Origin of the sequence: Paenibacillus sp. NPDC093718, assembly GCF_050279985.1 — a bacterium.
Classification (GTDB): Bacteria; Bacillota; Bacilli; order Paenibacillales; family Paenibacillaceae; genus Paenibacillus_AQ.
The window spans coordinates 258,333-273,552 of the sequence record NZ_JBNNUS010000003.1 but is presented as its reverse complement, the minus strand read 5'-3'; the positions used below and the strand labels follow the sequence as shown (position 1 = coordinate 273,552).

General features: G+C 44.9%; 12 protein-coding genes, 1 tRNA gene, 1 pseudogene and 2 riboswitches. Of the genes and pseudogenes, 8 read left to right on the top strand and 6 right to left on the bottom strand.

All coding sequences use genetic code 11. The features are described 5' to 3' along the window. Positions 1-548: 548 nt before the first annotated feature. Positions 549-2,882, bottom strand: a complete 2,334-nt coding sequence (locus tag ACQKPA_RS11100; protein ID WP_427492139.1) for a ribonucleoside-diphosphate reductase subunit alpha — start codon at positions 2,880-2,882, stop codon at positions 549-551. Between the two features lie 194 nt (positions 2,883-3,076). Further along, positions 3,077-3,310: riboswitch (cobalamin riboswitch) on the bottom strand. Between the two features lie 359 nt (positions 3,311-3,669). Here ACQKPA_RS11100 and ACQKPA_RS11095 point away from each other — a divergent pair. After that, on the top strand, positions 3,670-3,975 hold the full coding sequence (locus ACQKPA_RS11095) for an MTH1187 family thiamine-binding protein (protein WP_427492137.1): 306 nt from the start codon (positions 3,670-3,672) through the stop codon (positions 3,973-3,975). Between the two features lie 108 nt (positions 3,976-4,083). Next, positions 4,084-4,155, top strand: a tRNA-Thr gene (locus ACQKPA_RS11090). 267 nt (positions 4,156-4,422) lie between these two features. Here ACQKPA_RS11090 and ACQKPA_RS11085 read toward each other — a convergent pair. The 3 genes and pseudogenes from ACQKPA_RS11085 to ACQKPA_RS11075 all read right to left on the bottom strand — a co-directional run bounded on the left by ACQKPA_RS11085 (position 4,423) and on the right by ACQKPA_RS11075 (position 5,240). Further along, on the bottom strand, positions 4,423-4,854 hold the full coding sequence (locus ACQKPA_RS11085; protein WP_427492135.1) for a hypothetical protein: 432 nt from the start codon (positions 4,852-4,854) through the stop codon (positions 4,423-4,425). Positions 4,855-4,863: 9 nt separating this feature from the next. Beyond that, positions 4,864-5,043 (bottom strand): annotated as a pseudogene (locus ACQKPA_RS11080) (hypothetical protein); the annotation flags it as partial. A 2-nt stretch (positions 5,044-5,045) separates the two neighbouring features. Continuing rightward, positions 5,046-5,240 carry an Arm DNA-binding domain-containing protein gene (locus ACQKPA_RS11075; protein WP_427492780.1) on the bottom strand — a complete coding sequence of 65 codons (195 nt, stop codon included), beginning with the start codon at positions 5,238-5,240 and terminating at the stop codon, positions 5,046-5,048. Positions 5,241-5,600: 360 nt separating this feature from the next. On the opposite strand from ACQKPA_RS11075, the gene ACQKPA_RS11070 reads away from it, so the two are divergent. The 4 genes from ACQKPA_RS11070 (at position 5,601) to ACQKPA_RS11055 (ending at position 11,619) form a co-directional block, all read left to right on the top strand. Then, positions 5,601-5,801 carry a hypothetical protein gene (locus tag ACQKPA_RS11070; RefSeq protein WP_427492133.1) on the top strand — a complete coding sequence of 67 codons (201 nt, stop codon included), beginning with the start codon at positions 5,601-5,603 and terminating at the stop codon, positions 5,799-5,801. Positions 5,802-6,438: 637 nt separating this feature from the next. Continuing rightward, a riboswitch (cyclic di-GMP riboswitch) is annotated at positions 6,439-6,538 on the top strand. A gap of 344 nt (positions 6,539-6,882) precedes the next feature. Further along, entirely contained in the window at positions 6,883-10,017 is a 3,135-nt protein-coding gene (locus tag ACQKPA_RS11065; RefSeq protein ID WP_427492131.1) for an Ig-like domain-containing protein, read from the top strand. 371 nt (positions 10,018-10,388) lie between these two features. Beyond that, positions 10,389-10,514, top strand: a complete 126-nt coding sequence (locus ACQKPA_RS11060) for a hypothetical protein (protein WP_427492129.1) — start codon at positions 10,389-10,391, stop codon at positions 10,512-10,514. Between the two features lie 937 nt (positions 10,515-11,451). Then, entirely contained in the window at positions 11,452-11,619 is a 168-nt protein-coding gene (locus ACQKPA_RS11055) for a stalk domain-containing protein (RefSeq protein ID WP_427492127.1), read from the top strand. 220 nt (positions 11,620-11,839) lie between these two features. Here the strand turns inward: ACQKPA_RS11055 and ACQKPA_RS11050 are convergent, their stop codons facing one another. Beyond that, positions 11,840-12,079 (bottom strand): WGxxGxxG family protein, encoded by a 240-nt coding sequence (locus ACQKPA_RS11050; protein WP_427492125.1) that lies wholly within the window; start codon positions 12,077-12,079, stop codon positions 11,840-11,842. 274 nt (positions 12,080-12,353) lie between these two features. Between ACQKPA_RS11050 and ACQKPA_RS11045 the strand changes: the two genes are divergently transcribed. Together ACQKPA_RS11045 and ACQKPA_RS11040 are read left to right on the top strand one after the other, a co-directional pair. Then, the gene (locus ACQKPA_RS11045) at positions 12,354-12,452 is read left to right on the top strand and encodes a YjcZ family sporulation protein (RefSeq protein ID WP_074961926.1); all 99 of its coding nucleotides are present in this window, start codon (positions 12,354-12,356) and stop codon (positions 12,450-12,452) included. 1,201 nt (positions 12,453-13,653) lie between these two features. Beyond that, positions 13,654-14,382, top strand: a complete 729-nt coding sequence (locus ACQKPA_RS11040) for an N-acetylmuramoyl-L-alanine amidase (protein WP_427492123.1) — start codon at positions 13,654-13,656, stop codon at positions 14,380-14,382. Positions 14,383-14,655: 273 nt separating this feature from the next. On the opposite strand, the gene ACQKPA_RS11035 is transcribed toward ACQKPA_RS11040, so the two are convergent. Next, positions 14,656-14,988 (bottom strand): hypothetical protein, encoded by a 333-nt coding sequence (locus tag ACQKPA_RS11035; RefSeq protein ID WP_071222114.1) that lies wholly within the window; start codon positions 14,986-14,988, stop codon positions 14,656-14,658. Positions 14,989-15,220: the final 232 nt, after the last annotated feature.

The following is a 15,220-nucleotide window of genomic DNA, read 5'->3' as shown; positions in this document are numbered from 1 at the left end:
AGTAACTCAACAAACGTACGAAGTAACTCAGAAGTCCCCGTACCGCATGAGAAGCGATTCCCAAAGGGAGAGCGATCCCAGTAGGCAGCAACTCAACCAATCGCACGATGTAGCTCAGTAGTCCCGCAGCACCGCATGAGAAGCGATTCCCAAGGGGAGAGCGATCCCAGCAGGCAGTAACTCAACAAAACGCACGAAGTAACTCATGGTCCCTGCACCGCATGAGAAGCGATTCCCAAGGGGAGAGCGATCCATGCAGATAGTAACTCAACAAACGTACGAAGTAACTCAGAAGTCCCCGTACCGCATGAGAAGCGATTCCCAAAGGGAGAGCGATCCCAGTAGGCAGCAACTCAACAAATCGCACGAAGCAGCTCATTCGTCTCCGCACTAAATTCCAGCGTTCCCGTAGGGAGAAAGCGCTCCTAGCCACCAAAGTAACGTAGAAGGTCTCATTCACACCTTATACGCCTTGCGGGTGTCCAGAGGGCAGAGCCCTTGGGGCCCTCCCTTGGAAGGGAGGGTTTGGGTGGGATCGAAATTAAAGGTTAGCTTGCGCACGACTCGCACTCTTCAATCGTCAGCGCACGGCTGCGTACATAGTACGTGGACTTAATACCGGCTTTCCAGGCATGCAGGTGCAGCTCCAGGAATTCCGAAGCACGGATATCAGGGCGGACATACAGGTTAAAGCTTTGTGCCTGGTCAACGTGACGCTGACGGGCGGCAGCCATTTTGATGGACCAATGCTGGTCGATCAAGAAAGCCGTTTTATAGTACCAGATCGTTTTTTCGGACAGATCCGGAGCCGGGTTAGCCACTTTATAGGTGGTTTTTTCTTCATAAGAAAGAAGTTCGTACAATGGATCGATGCTCGCCGTGGAACCTGCGATGATCGATGTGGAGCCGTTCGGTGCGATGGCAAACAGCCATGCGTTACGGACGCCGTTCGCTTGTACTTCTTGCTGCAATTCGCGCCATTGTTCGGTGGTTACGTACTTGCCCTCATGCTCGCCGTCGGTGTAACCGCGGAACGTGAAGTACTCGCCGCTCTCCCAGTCGGAGCCTTTGAATTTCGGATAATGGCCTTTTTCCTTGGCCAGCTCCATGCTGGATTTAACGAGCAGATAGTTGATGTGCTCATACAGGTTGTCATTATAGGCAACGGCTTCGTCGGATTCCCAGCGGATGCCTTCCAGCGCCAGCAAGTGGTGCAGACCGAAGGTGCCGAGACCGACCGCACGATATTGACTGTTGGTATATTGAGCTTGCAGAACTTCAATATTGTTAATGTCGATGACGTTATCCAGCATACGAACCTGGATTGGAACGAGACGCTCCAGCACACCGGCAGGTACAGCACGAGCCAAGTGGATGGAGTTCAGGTTGCAGACAACGAAATCGCCAGGGATTTTGGAAATGACGATCCGGGTTTGGCCGTCTTTCGTAACCAGCTCCTCTTGTTCAACCACTGTCGGAGATTGGTTCTGCATGATCTCCGTGCACAGGTTGGAAGAGTAGATCATGCCATGCGCAGAGTTCGGGTTCGCACGGTTGACCGTGTCGCGGTAGAACATGTACGGTGTACCCGTTTCAAGCTGGGATTTCATGATGCGCTTCATAATGTCGATGGCTTGTACCGTAATGCGCGGCAGCAGCGGGTTCGCCACAGCTTCAGCATACTTTTGACGGAATTCGCCTTCGCCTTGTCCTTGATCATAGAAGTCTTCCAGGCCCAGCGGACGGCCATTCTCGTCTTTCCAGCCCATGATTTTCTTCACTTCATGCGGACAGAACAGGCTCCACTCTTCACGTGCTTCTACAGCCTCCATGAACAGATCAGGCAGACATACGCCATGGAACACGTCGTGTGCTCTCATACGCTCGTCACCGTTGTTCAGCTTCAGATCCAGGAAGGATAAAATGTCTTTGTGGAACACATCCAGATAAACCGCGATGGCACCTTTACGAGTTCCCAATTGGTCAACGCTGACAGCGGTGTTGTTCAACTGGCGAATCCAAGGGATAACGCCGGAGCTGGTATTCTTGTGACCGCGGATGTCAGAGCCGCGTGCACGGACTTTACCGAGGTATACCCCGATGCCGCCGCCCATTTTGCTGAGACGGGCGATATCCGTATTGGAATCGAAGATCCCTTCCAGGGAGTCGTCCACGGTATCGATGAAGCAGCTGGAAAGCTGGCCGGCTACTTTTTTGCCTGCATTGGACATTGTCGGCGTAGCCGCTGTCATGTACAGGTTACTCATGGCCCAGTAGGCTTCCTTGACAAGGTCGAGACGCTTGTCGGCAGGCTCGTTATGCATGAGGAACATCGCGATGACCATGTAGCGTTCTTGCGGAAGTTCCATAACGCGACCGTCAAAATCGTTTGCCAGGTAACGCTCAGCCAGCGTCAACAAACCGATGTAATCAAACAGCAGATCGCGGCTTGGATCGATGCACTCGCCGAGTTCTTCGATTTGTTCTTTGGTATAGCTGGTCAGAAGATCCTCGCGATAAATGCCTTTTTGTACAAGCTCCGTAATGAGCGGATAGAAGGCACCGTATGGTTCTTCCGGGTAAGCTTTGTATCGGCGGTTGGTGGCCGCTTTTTTATATAAAGAGGTCAGAAACGAACGTGCAGCTGCAAACTTCCAATTCGGCTCCTCTTTGGTGACAAGCTCAAGGGCGGACATTGTGAAGGCGTTGCTGATTTCTTCGCCGGTAACTTGCTCACCGCGCAATTTGGCATTGACGCCGCGAAGCAGGCGCTCTTTATCGAGCATGTCCAATCCTTTAAGAGTCCGGTCGGCATAAACGGAGAGGCGAATTTCATCAAAGGCGAGCTGACGGTTGTTCGGTTTAACTACGAGCTGGGGCATGAATAAATTCCTCGCTTTCTTCGGGGGAAATATGAAAAAGGACATCAAAAAAACATTTTCTAAAACCCGCGGGCAGGCTTGAAAATGTCCGTGCGCTGTGATTCGAAAATGACGTTTGCCATAAGCCCATGAACGGGCATGATGTTATGTACAGACGCAAGTTTAACGAACACTTACCTAAAACCCCGTAGGTTGGTGTCTACTGCATATAGGCAGGTCTCCTGACTCGAGCTTCTTCCCTCGGCATTGCCTTTCCAGGGACCTTGCTCCGGTTCCTCGGTGGCATATGTCGTATGTGGATGGCTGATAGACCATAAACAGCCTTAGAGCCCTTACAGTGGCGGGACCGTGATGGATTTACACCATGCTTCCCTATTAAGCCGGACTGCCTTATAGGTTGATCCGGCACCTATATACACTATATTTGGTTGTTGTTAATCTAATTTAACCCAATATATTGTGTTTGTAAACCATATTCTTAAAATTGAACGCAAAATGAATTATAGCAAACGAGCGGTCATTGTGCCAGTTAAGAAACTGTCAAAAGGCCATAACATTTCCTGAATTGTGACCAAATGCGACCTTTTCTGCGCAGATACCACGTATATTATCGTTTTGACAAAATAGGATATATTCGTATGGACGAAACGAGGAAGGTACACCATATCTTGTGTGAAGCTACAGACAGACGGACTTTGATATGGAGGGCCAGAATTGTTATGATAACAGTATTCGAGAGTTTAGAGCATTCCATATAAATGAGATGGGAACGAGGGAGGTTTTCAAGATGGCGATAGCGGAGGTAACGGTGATACCGATCGGAACCGCAACAACGAGTTTGAGCTCTTATGTTGCCGAGATGCAGCGTGTATTGAAACAACAGGATGGAATATCCTATGAGCTGACTTCGATGAGCACCATCATCGAGGGAGAGCTTAACATGATCTGGCGGGCGATTGAGGCTTTGCATGAAGCGCCTTTTCTGTCCGGTGTGCAGCGCGTATCGACTTCCGTGAAGATCGACGACCGCAGGGATCAAGTTTCCTCAAGCAAACAGAAGATCCAGTCCGTGCAGGAGAAATTAGGCGGGTAATGCCGCCAGTTTCGGGGGATATTTCCGTAAGAATTGGGCTTGCATTTTGCTGCTGAAGTATTATAATAATTTTTGTTGTTTCGTGAGGAATAGCATCGAACCACATGTGCTGGTGTAGCTCAGGGGTAGAGCAACGCACTCGTAATGCGTAGGTCGGGGGTTCAATTCCCTTCACCAGCATCTTCATAAAGTCAATAACGGCGCGGCTTTCCGGGATTCGGGAGCTGCGCCTATTTGTTTAATAACCTACACTTCTAGCATTCCTCTAACCCTAAGTCGAGTAAAGTAGGCTTTTCGTCCTCGATTTGATTCCCTAAGATCGAGTCACCAATAGTGTTAAGAACAGCTTCTTGCAAGTTGGGTAGCACGTGGGAATAGGTATCTAAGGTTAATTAATAGAAGAATGGCCCAATCGTTCTTGAACGATTTTAGGGTGTATACCTGCTTTTAGAAGAAGTGTAGCGTTTGAACGACTAAACCCGAATCTGTGTAAAATGTATTTGTTTCTTTCTCTATCCGTTGTTTTTCAAAATGGTCTTGGAGAATTTGTACAGTGTTTGCAAACAGAGCGATTGATCGAATGCTGCTATCATGTTTTGTATCGTCAAAATCATGTCCAACCTCTGCAATTGTATATATCTGTCTTACCGATATGCTCCGGATGTTTAAGTCGACATCAATACGTCTTAAAGCAAGGATCTCGCTCTGCCTCATGCCGGTGAATGCAGCGAGTTCGAAGGCAATGTAATACTGATTATGAGCTGCTGTATCCAAGAAAAGTTTTAGCTGTTTTTCATTCCATACTTCAAACTTTGCTTTTTTCCCTTGGGGAAGTTCGACAGAACTTGCTACATTTTGGACAATCTCACTCCAAGTCACAGCTCGATCTTAAAGCGTCCATAATGATTCGTGGGCCTTTTTAATGGATCCAACTGCTAATTTCGGTAACAGCGTTTTATGATAAAAATCGTGGAAGTGTTTTGGTTTTAATTTTGTCATCTGCACCTTCCCGAAGTTTGGAATAATATGTTTATAAACTAACCACTCATAAGACTTCCAAGTGCCATGTTTTACTGAAGTTTCTTATCCTTAAGCCACGTTTCCATGATTTCTCCAAAAGTTATCTTAGAAGGCTCCACAAAGGTTCCTTTAATAAAATCAGAGAGCACTCCAGGAGGTGCCCGTTCTGCATCTCTTTTACGATCATATCCTGACAGCAACTTTTGTTTTCTTTTCCCAGTAACCTCATCTTTATTTAGATCTATTACAATGTAATTACTTGTTCCCCTTTTTGGCGATATGTCCTCTCATCAAAGATCCTCCTTAAAAATCTTCTCCATAAAACTGCAGCAATTGCTCGATATCTTTCCTTTGTACGAAGGCAGAATTATAGTGCCTACTGGCAGGATGACTGAGCTTCAAGCTGATCCGTCCGTCCATCGTGTAATCCAAAGCATTAAACTTTACAGGTTTACTGTCTGTGAAATTCACAAGCTGGCCATCCTCAACTAGCTCAAATGGACCATCCAAGGAGAAGATAAGTTCTTCTTGAGAGCGGAGGAGCTCAGGAAGGTTCCGATCTCCCGGAATGGATGCAAGACCAGAAGCATGAGGAAAAATCGGATGTGCAGGAAATGACCCTCGAGGAAGGTGATCAAAAGCCTGCAGCGGACGGCACCTCTGATTCTGAGGAAAGCCAGGCATCCAGCGATGAAGTAATTAGCAAGGAGGAGCTGGAACGGTTCATCCTGAAAGAACGCCCTTCTTTTGAAGATATTCCATTGGATTTCCCGTTGTTCTTGGAAAAACGTCTGAATGAGGGTTAGACATGGGTTGAGATTTCAAAAATTGCTGGTATTCCTTCCAGCCAAATTCAGCCGAAGTGGAAGAAGTATAAGGAAAAGGTCACAAAAATGATGAAAGGCGGCGGAGCCGCTTAATAGAGACCAGAGTCACAATCCCGGTCGATTCAGGCCGGGGTACCTAAATACATTTAAAATAAGTGGCCATTGATGGCGAAGTTGCTCGCCGCATCGATCAGGAGGACTTTCATGCTGATTAGACTGCCAACGCTACGATTCTGATAGAAAAGCAGCGTTGGGTATATCAACGGTATCGGTTCTACACGCAGCAGCTTGAAAGGGCTTTTGGTTTGATACTTCAGGGAACTGAGAGTATGGCCTATACGTTGAAACTAATGGGGGTCTTTGAGCAGGATCATGAGGAGTTTTAAGAATAGGGAAGTAAAAAAAAGCTGTCCTCATCGGACAGCTTTCTTGTTCTATATTTAAAATAAAAGTTTTCTGAAAAAATATGACCCATGGCCTATTATCATCATATTTTTCCTAAAAGCGACAAATAGAAAGAAATAACTACGAAAAATGAGTCTCAAGATCCTAACTTATGATTCTTTTATAATATAATTTAAATCTAATGGTTAATTTTCTCAAAAAATACATGCTCGTACGATAATGGCAAACCCATTGAAAAATGGGGACGCAAAGCTAAAGGGGCTAACGGATTTGTAGGAAACTACAAATGCTACTGCCAGCCAGCTACCGAATACGACGGAAAACTCCGTCTGCTTGCGCCTGTCCGCTAAGATGGAGTTTTTTTATTGGGAGCTTATAGGAGAGGTGGTGGTAAACAGTAAGGATTCAAAATAAGACTTATATAATTTGAATGGTCAAAAAGGTAAGAATGCTGCGCAGAGGTGTCTTTTTTTGTTTTATGGCCAATTGATGATACGAACATATTATCAAGACACTAATATAAAACCTGCCCTGGTGCATTGACCGTTATCTACTAAATAGGAGGGGAAATCGAACATACATAAGAAATCACTCATAATCAAATTTTCCCCGGTCAAGTAGAGAAGAAGGCAGCGTATAAGGAGGGGAATATCTAATGCAATCAAAAGCAATTATCAGTCCGATTATTAAAGTTTTGCTGGTGATTCTCATCACTATCAGTGGAATGCTTTCACCTGGATTGGAGGTTAATGCTGCAACCGCAGTAACCGTCAATAATGTTGATTCATATGGTATTCAGGGGATGACACTTCATCAATTTGATGGGAATAATCCAAGAGCTACCCCAAAGGCAAGTGTTCGTATTACAGGTGTTGCTGAAAATACTGGTTTAAACGGGTTGGCAGTAGCTATGAAAGAGAATGCTTTCTATGCAGCTACTTACACTTACGGGAGTAATCCTGTTTCCAAAATTTACAAAATTAATGCAAATGGAACCGCCCAGTATGTAACCCAAGTGCAGGGCATAACCGGGAATTCTGTAATCTTCGAAGGTAAATATTATTACATTTATGGTCTTAACGGTAAAGTGTATATAGGAACCTATGATTTAGTTACGAAGCAAAAGAAATCAATTCAAATAACTAATTATAGTTTTCCGTCATATCAGGATATGGGGGGCGATATGATTTTTGATAGCAATGGTTATATCTGGTTCTCCCAGTCCAATTCTTTAATGCAGATCAATCCAAAGACGGGTACCGTTGTTCGGAGTGTCAACATATCCGCAACAAATAGTACCCCTGTAGAATTCGGTTTAAGAGGAATGAGCTTTTTACCTAACGGAAATGTATTAATCGTTGGTGGTCAGAGTAATCCGAAATTCTATATACTTAATCGTGTTACTTTCAGCACGACTTACCTCGGAGCAATGACAGGGGGATTGATTTTTGATTTAGCATCGGAAGTTGCGCCGAAATTCGATCCCAATCCTCCTAGTCTTCAATCCGATAAAACGGTAACCATACAACAGAAAGCGGCAGGAAACACGGATACAGCCCATCCGGAGGTGGGAGATACATTACTTTACACGATTAAAGGCCGCAATACGGTAGCTAAAAGTCTGATTAGTAACCTTGTTATCTCGGATACCATTCCGGCAGGACTGGCATACGTCCCTGGTAGTTTGAAGGTAGATGGAGTGGCTGTCACTGATGCTGCAGGGGATGATAAAGGGCATTATGCTGCTACAGGTAAGGTTGTCGGTCAGTTTGGTGACATTGTAGACACCAACTGGCACACGGTTCAATTTAGAGCGACCATCCAAGCGGGCCAAGCTGGCAAAAACATTCGGAATATAGCAGAAGTTTCTGGCATCAATGTCAGTACTCCAAGTAAGCCTAGCGTGGAAGTGAACGTATACCCGCCTGCAAACCAATCGCCAATGGCATCGGATACTCAAGAAACTACATGGAAAAATACCACGGTGTCTGGAAGTGTGTATGGAGTAGATCCTGACGGTGACCAGCTGACATTTTCCAAAGGAAGCGATCCGAAAAACGGTACAGTAACGGTGAATCCGGATGGTACATGGACGTATGTGCCGGACACAGACTTTACAGGAACGGACAGCTTTACGGTTACAATCAGTGATGGAAAGGGTGGAACCTTCACATCGACAGTAACAGTTAATGTAACTGAGCCTCCAAACTTGCCGCCAGTGACCGGCAATTATGAAGTAACGACGCAGCAGGATACGACGGTAACCGGCAGCGTGTATGCAACCGATCCAAACTCGGATACGTTGACGTATACGAAAGGAAGCGATCCGAAGCACGGTTCGGTGACAGTGAATCAAGATGGAACATGGACATATACTCCAGATCCAGGATATGACGGTCCGGATATTTTTACGGTCACGGTCAGCGACGGTAAGGGCGGGGTTACGACATCAACGGTAACCGTGAATGTAACGGACAAGCCGAATAGTACTCCAATAGCACCAAATAAAAACGTAACGACGGACAAAGGTACATCCGTAACGGGCGATGTTTATGGCACGGACCCGGACGGAGATCCATTGACGTATACCCCAGGCAAGCAACCGGGGAACGGAACTGTCATTGTCAATCCGGACGGAAGCTGGAAGTATACCCCAGATCCTGACTTTGTCGGCGAGGACAGCTTCACTGTTATCGTTGACGACGGCAAGGGAGGCCAAACTGAGGTTGAGATTATCGTAGATGTGACGGATACAACGACTCCGCCACCAACAAATCAACCTCCAGTATCTCCGGATAAAGAAGTAACGACGGAAAAAGGTACATCCGTAACGGGTGATGTGTATAGCACGGATCCGGATGGAGATCCATTGACGTATACTCCAGGCAAGCAACCGGGGAACGGAACTGTCATTGTGAATCCGGACGGAAGCTGGACATATACCCCAGATCCTGATTTTGTCGGCGAGGATAGCTTTACCGTCATCGTTGACGATGGCAAGGGAGGCCAAACTGAGGTTGAGATTATCGTGGATGTGAAGGATAAGACGAATCAACCTCCAGTATCTCCGGATAAAGAAGTAACGACGGACAAGGGTACATCCGTAACGGGCGATGTTTATGGTGCGGACCCGGATGGAGATCCATTGACGTATACCCCTGGTAAGCAACCGGGGAACGGAACTGTCATTGTGAATCCGGACGGAAGCTGGAAGTATACCCCAGATCCTAACTTTGTCGGTGAGGATAGCTTTACCGTTATCGTGGATGACGGCAAGGGCAACAAAACCGAGGTTACAGTTACCGTTCGAGTAACAGAACCGAAAACAAATCCAGGGAACGGCACAAACCCAACAGATCCGGGCAACGGCACGAATCCAACAAATCCAGGGAACGGTACGAACCCAACGGATCCAGGGAATGGTACGAACCCGACAGATCCAGGGAATGGTACCAACCCAACAGATCCGGGCAATGGTACGAACCCAACGGATCCAGGTAACGGTACCAACCCAACAGATCCAGGTAACGGTGCAAACCCAACAGATCCAGGTAACGGTGCAACTCCTGAGGATTCTGGAGATGGGGCTGGCCAGTCAGACTCTGCACAAGATAACAACGAAATGACCGCAGGAGAATCTGGTGGAGTTCCTTCAACTGCAGACCAATCTGGTGCACCTCAAGGCAACAAGTTGCCGAATACATCAACAAACCTCTTCAACTTGGGACTTGCAGGACTCATCGCCTTGTGCGCTGGCTTGGTTCTCATGTTCAGAAAAAGAAAAGCTTAATTGACGAAAGAAAGCAAACACAATTTCCTTTGGGAAGGTGTTTGCTTTTCTTTTTATATTCAAGAATTGAGCTAAACTGCTAAATATTTAGATGATGTGAGTCGATCTAGATTTGACCGTAAAGTAAACACAACGTGAGCACATGTTGACTCTAAGTTGAGCACTACATGACAGTTTTCCCGTGATAGGATGTAACCATAGAAAAAGGCGAGAATGACACGCACGGCTGCATGAATGCGGCATATGACCGAGGCGTAACTCTTCTCGCTTTTTTTATGTTCTCGAAGGAGTGTGATGTTATATGAAATGGTTTGAATGGTTGGTCCGACTCACGGCGGGCAATTCGCCACGAAATAGAGAGGAAAGACGACATGGCAGGAAAACGTAATAAGCTGCAACGACCACGTTATCGCCAAAGCAGCCGGACAAGTGTAAGAGGTGCGAATGGGGTGAATGGACTGGCACCAAGCAGTTTTGCAGCAGACGACCATGTGTGAAGAAGGAAAAACCTTCCTAATGTCGAAATTTGTTTTATTTAAGATATAGGAAAGGTGGTGGAATCGATTTACAATGACGACATCCAAATTATTGAGCTTAAAAATACAAGTCTTTCTCGTTCGCAGTTATACTTGTCTCATTCATATTATTCTTCACAATAGTGCCTCTTTTAATTAAATATTTGCCAGATAAACAAAGCGAAAAAGTAGCTAAAAGTATGCCCTTTTTAATTGTTGCTATAATAATTGTAGACGTTATAATAGCTGTAATCTTTGATAGATGGTTCGTGATTTAGACAAGCTTGTACATAAATTTAGAGAATGTCGCTCTAAACGACAAAATCTAAGCCGATTTAAGGCATCGGTGACCGATTAGGGATGAATAGCGGAATAAGTCATGAAAATAGCAGAGAAGGGGCATAGCGTTGGCGTATGCTCCTATTTTTGTCGTTGACCACCCAAAACTATACTTCGATGTCCAGATCAGAAATCCAAGAACAAAAACTGCTACTGAGGAAGTAGTATCAGAGCTAGTTGATTCGTATTTTGAGTAATTAAGTGAAAACGGTGAAGTCGACGCTAGTTTGCAGTCTAGGTGCTTTTTTAATTTTCACTAAATTGGGTCTTGACCACTATATGCCAGCAGGTTCTTTTTTTCGTCTAAGTCGTATTAATCGACTCACATGCTTTATTTCCTCTAATGGAACCCAGACTGGCCCATAAGCACTCCGCATCTCTAAACGATCTGTACAAGCATCTGGTATGCCTTGTAATACTTCGCCATTGATGAGGTATATCGTCACGATATGCTTCTTCTGAATGGCTATTTTTAGTTCTTTATCCCACATTTGATTGATCACGCACCCATGACTAAAGTAATAATGTCAGTATATCAAATTCAGGTAAAATTTACTATGGTTCATTTGAACACGAGTAGATGGTATCTGAAAAAATGGGGATTACAGACGGTAAGTTAGCAGACGGAGTAACTTATGTACCTCTCTGGGCTGTTGGCGAGGTGCTCGGGGTCAACGTGGGCTGGGATAACAAAACTAAAACGAAAGCTAGAGCACTAATGGAATATAAGATCCTGCTGGCTTATTGACAGGCAGTTTTTGTTATATCTAAGGGTCTCAGCTCATTTCCATCAAGTCAAAGTACACCAAAAGTCAAGGAACGGGACTCGCGAAAGGGAACCTCGCTGCTGCAAAGTGTGTTGACTCAAAGGGCCGATCCTGAGCAAGGTGGACTCTGAGATTGGTGAAAGGAATGATAAAATCCCGCTCGAATGAGCAGGATTTTATCATATTGCTTCAACGTTCTCTTTAATGACGTTCCGGATTGCGACGTCTCAGACCTACGAGGCCGGCAAGACCGAGTAAACCGAGCCAACCCCAGTCTGTATCGTTGTCATTGCCTACAGCATTCGTGTTATAGCCGTTTGTGTTCACGTTATTGGTTCTCATATCGTTTGAATTCATGTTGTTGTTTTCTGCAAAAGCAGGAACCGCAAGAATCAAAGCAATACTTATACCGGCTAAAAATGTGGTGAGGATTTTCTTCACGATTTGAACTCCTTTCAGTAATATTGTTGATTATTTAGCGGGACAGGTACCAGAATTATGGTGCCCTTTACGGATATTATTATTCGTTACTGAACAACGAAGGACATCCTCATCGTTATAGTGGAAATACGGATAATGAACAGGGTTAATCAGTAACCTCATCTTCGATAGTTCTTGTTTTATAAAATATGTACTTGACTATTACCTCTTGCCTTTGCGTTATCAGATGCCCTTACATACTATGTATTATTCCAATTAGGAAGGGGTATGGAAAATGAGTGGATACGAAGGTTCTGGGTATGGTAGTAGTATTGGTGTTATTCTCGTTCTCTTTATTCTACTTGTAATTATACTTCGTACTTGGGGATTTTAATTAAATACCTTGGTAAGGACCCCGCTTACGTGAATTGAATGTTCCAGGATTATATTTGAAGGCATCCAGACAAATCTGGGTGCCTTTTCCATAACACAGTGCAATCAGAGAGAGGGTTCTCTTGTCGATTGTTTCATGATTTCATTTCATAGATTAGTAGTCCAATTCATTCTCGCAGACGCTGCATATAATGCAATATCTTCTGTGAAGGGAGGATTTCTTATGAAAAAACATCATCATAAGGTTAAAGTTATCGTCCTCAAACCTGGACAAAAAATCATTGTAAAGTGTAAAAAGCATAAGAAGAATCACGCATAAAAAGTCTGTAATGCAGTGGTGAACCTTAACAAAGGTTCACCACTATCCTTAGAGCTACAACTTGAGAATGAAATGGAATTGACTATCTGCCGCTTTTCCTTTGATAGGATGTATAACCATTGAAAAAGGCGAGAAGGTGTGTGGGGGCTCGCTATTATGCTTGGAGAGAGGGATCATAGCAGTACAATCAGAATTCCAGCCACGAATAAAATGGACCCGAGAACCAGCAGAAGAAGCCCACTGGATTTGATATATTGAATGTAGTCCGAACTTGGCTCAGACTCATACTTCACTTTCCATATTGTGTATAAGGAACCCCATGTGGGTTTGCGTATTCTCAATACACCACGTACCAAAAAAACGACAGCAAACACGATAAGTACAAATCCAGATATATTAACCAGCTCCTCACCAAAAACTCAATGAAAATAGTTAATACGAGTAATACATATTACAAGCTAAAAAGGTGGATAATTCCACCAGAGCTACAGTTCATTCGAATTGCTATTTCTTCGGATTTCTGAATATGAATAGACCAAGCCAGATATGAATGGCACCGACGAACATGGTAAACATAGAATCAACCCCTTACAAGACCATGCGCAAGTCTCAATTTAGAACTTCGTTTAATGTAAAACGGGAGACGTGTACCTAATGCCCAAAAGGGAATAGAGACTGTATCTAGGCCATCCAATATAGGCTTAAGCAAACACCGAATGTACCAGATTGGAGTATCTTATATATTATACTCGTCCTTGCAGTAGGACTTACAGTTGCTTGCCTAATATAAGCGTGGAAGCATTGGTGGAAGGAATTGCTGCAGTTGCCTTCGCTGTAATGGATCACCGGGCTATTCAACAACCTACAAAGGCGGTGAATGATCGTGAAAAAGGTTTGGATTGACGCAGGGCATGGCGGGAAGGATTCCGGAGCAACCGGAAATGGCCTGCAGGAGAAAGACGTCGTGTTAGCGGTGTCTCTTGCTGTGAAGAAACGATTGGAAGCTGAATATGGCGATGTCCAAGTACTACTCTCCCGGTCTTCAGATGTGTTCCTTGAATTGGCTGAACGGACCCATAAGGCAAACGCTGCTGGCGCAGATATCCTAGTTAGCATTCATTGTAACGCGGGTGGAGGTGCAGGGGGCTTTGAGTCATATCGATATACCTCGGCAAGCTCCGGTTCGGTAAAATTGCAGAACGTTATGCATATGGAGGTCATGAATGCCATTAAATCCTTCGGAGTCATCGATCGGGGGCAGAAGGCCGCTAACTTGCATATGGTCCGTGAATCTAAAATGCCTGCTGTCTTAACCGAAAACTTGTTTATCGATGTCGCGGCAGATGCAGCCAAGCTTAAACGGCAGGATGTAATAGATTCTATTGCGATCGGGCATGTGAATGGCATTACTAAATATTTGGGGCTTCAGAAGAAAGAGGGGGCTGGTACAGTGGAGGATAAGGTACATGTCGTCGTCAACGGAAAGCAGATCGCGGATGGCAAGCTTGAGAATGGCGTGACCTATGTGCCGCTTCGGGCCATCGGTGAAGCATTAGGCGCCAAAGTTAGCTGGGATAATAAGACCAAGACGGCTACAGTTACGACCGAATAAATACCTGATTATTATGAGATAGGAAGTATGGTTCTCCTCCATGTATATGCAAACCTCCACTTGTTGGGGGTGTGCAAAAGAGCAGTGCTTTTTGTGCCCCATCGAACAATTTATGTCCCTTTAATCCTAATTTAAGCTCCCATTAATATTCGGAGCATATGATATAAGCACCCCTTAAAAAATATATCAGAAGCCCTTCTAACATCGGTTAGAGGGGCTTCTTTGGTTGTCTTCCCTCATCTGAGGCAAAGTCCAGTCTTTTGGATGAGCTATTTACAATCCCAGCCATTTCGTGATATAAGCCGATACGGCTAATTCCTGGAAATCCTGCCAGCTGCGAAATGGGGTATGTTCAACGATAAACGGGTTAATCGTATGTCCTTGTATGAATTCGTCAAACTCTTCATCTGTGCTTCCCTCATAACCTGCGGCTTTCAGCAAGTGACCGATTGAAGAAAACTTGGTATGTCTTTGAATAAATGATTCCGAGAACAATTCTTCCACGGGCACTTCTTGTTTCATGTCCGAGAGCCTTGCAGCATTTTCGCGAATTTCTGATAGCTTCTCTTCATCCAGTCCGTCTAATCCACTGATCCCAGTATTCATTATGCCCACCTCCAAAAAGTTGCACGTCACTCTATTATACATATACGAGTATGCTGAATTATCGGATTCGCTTTTTTTTGAAGCAGGTATTGACTTGCTATTTTTATATAAAGGGAGATGGTTTATTACATATTTATAATTATTCTTTACCTAGGAATGACGGTCGATATCATGTAGACTGGTAATGATTTACTGCCGCCACACCTTGCTTTATGGGGGGTGGAGGTCCGTA

What these genes read in the sequence shown, in the direction of transcription:
- ACQKPA_RS11100 (WP_427492139.1), bottom strand. Translation starts at nt 2,882, where the DNA reads ATGCCCCAGCTCGTAGTTAAACCGAACAACCGTCAGCTCGCCTTTGAT.
- ACQKPA_RS11095 (WP_427492137.1), top strand. Translation starts at nt 3,670, where the DNA reads ATGGCGATAGCGGAGGTAACGGTGATACCGATCGGAACCGCAACAACG.
- ACQKPA_RS11065 (WP_427492131.1), top strand. Translation starts at nt 6,883, where the DNA reads ATGCAATCAAAAGCAATTATCAGTCCGATTATTAAAGTTTTGCTGGTG.
- ACQKPA_RS11060 (WP_427492129.1), top strand. Translation starts at nt 10,389, where the DNA reads ATGGCAGGAAAACGTAATAAGCTGCAACGACCACGTTATCGCCAAAGC.
- ACQKPA_RS11055 (WP_427492127.1), top strand. Translation starts at nt 11,452, where the DNA reads ATGGTATCTGAAAAAATGGGGATTACAGACGGTAAGTTAGCAGACGGA.
- ACQKPA_RS11045 (WP_074961926.1), top strand. Translation starts at nt 12,354, where the DNA reads ATGAGTGGATACGAAGGTTCTGGGTATGGTAGTAGTATTGGTGTTATT.
- ACQKPA_RS11035 (WP_071222114.1), bottom strand. Translation starts at nt 14,988, where the DNA reads ATGAATACTGGGATCAGTGGATTAGACGGACTGGATGAAGAGAAGCTA.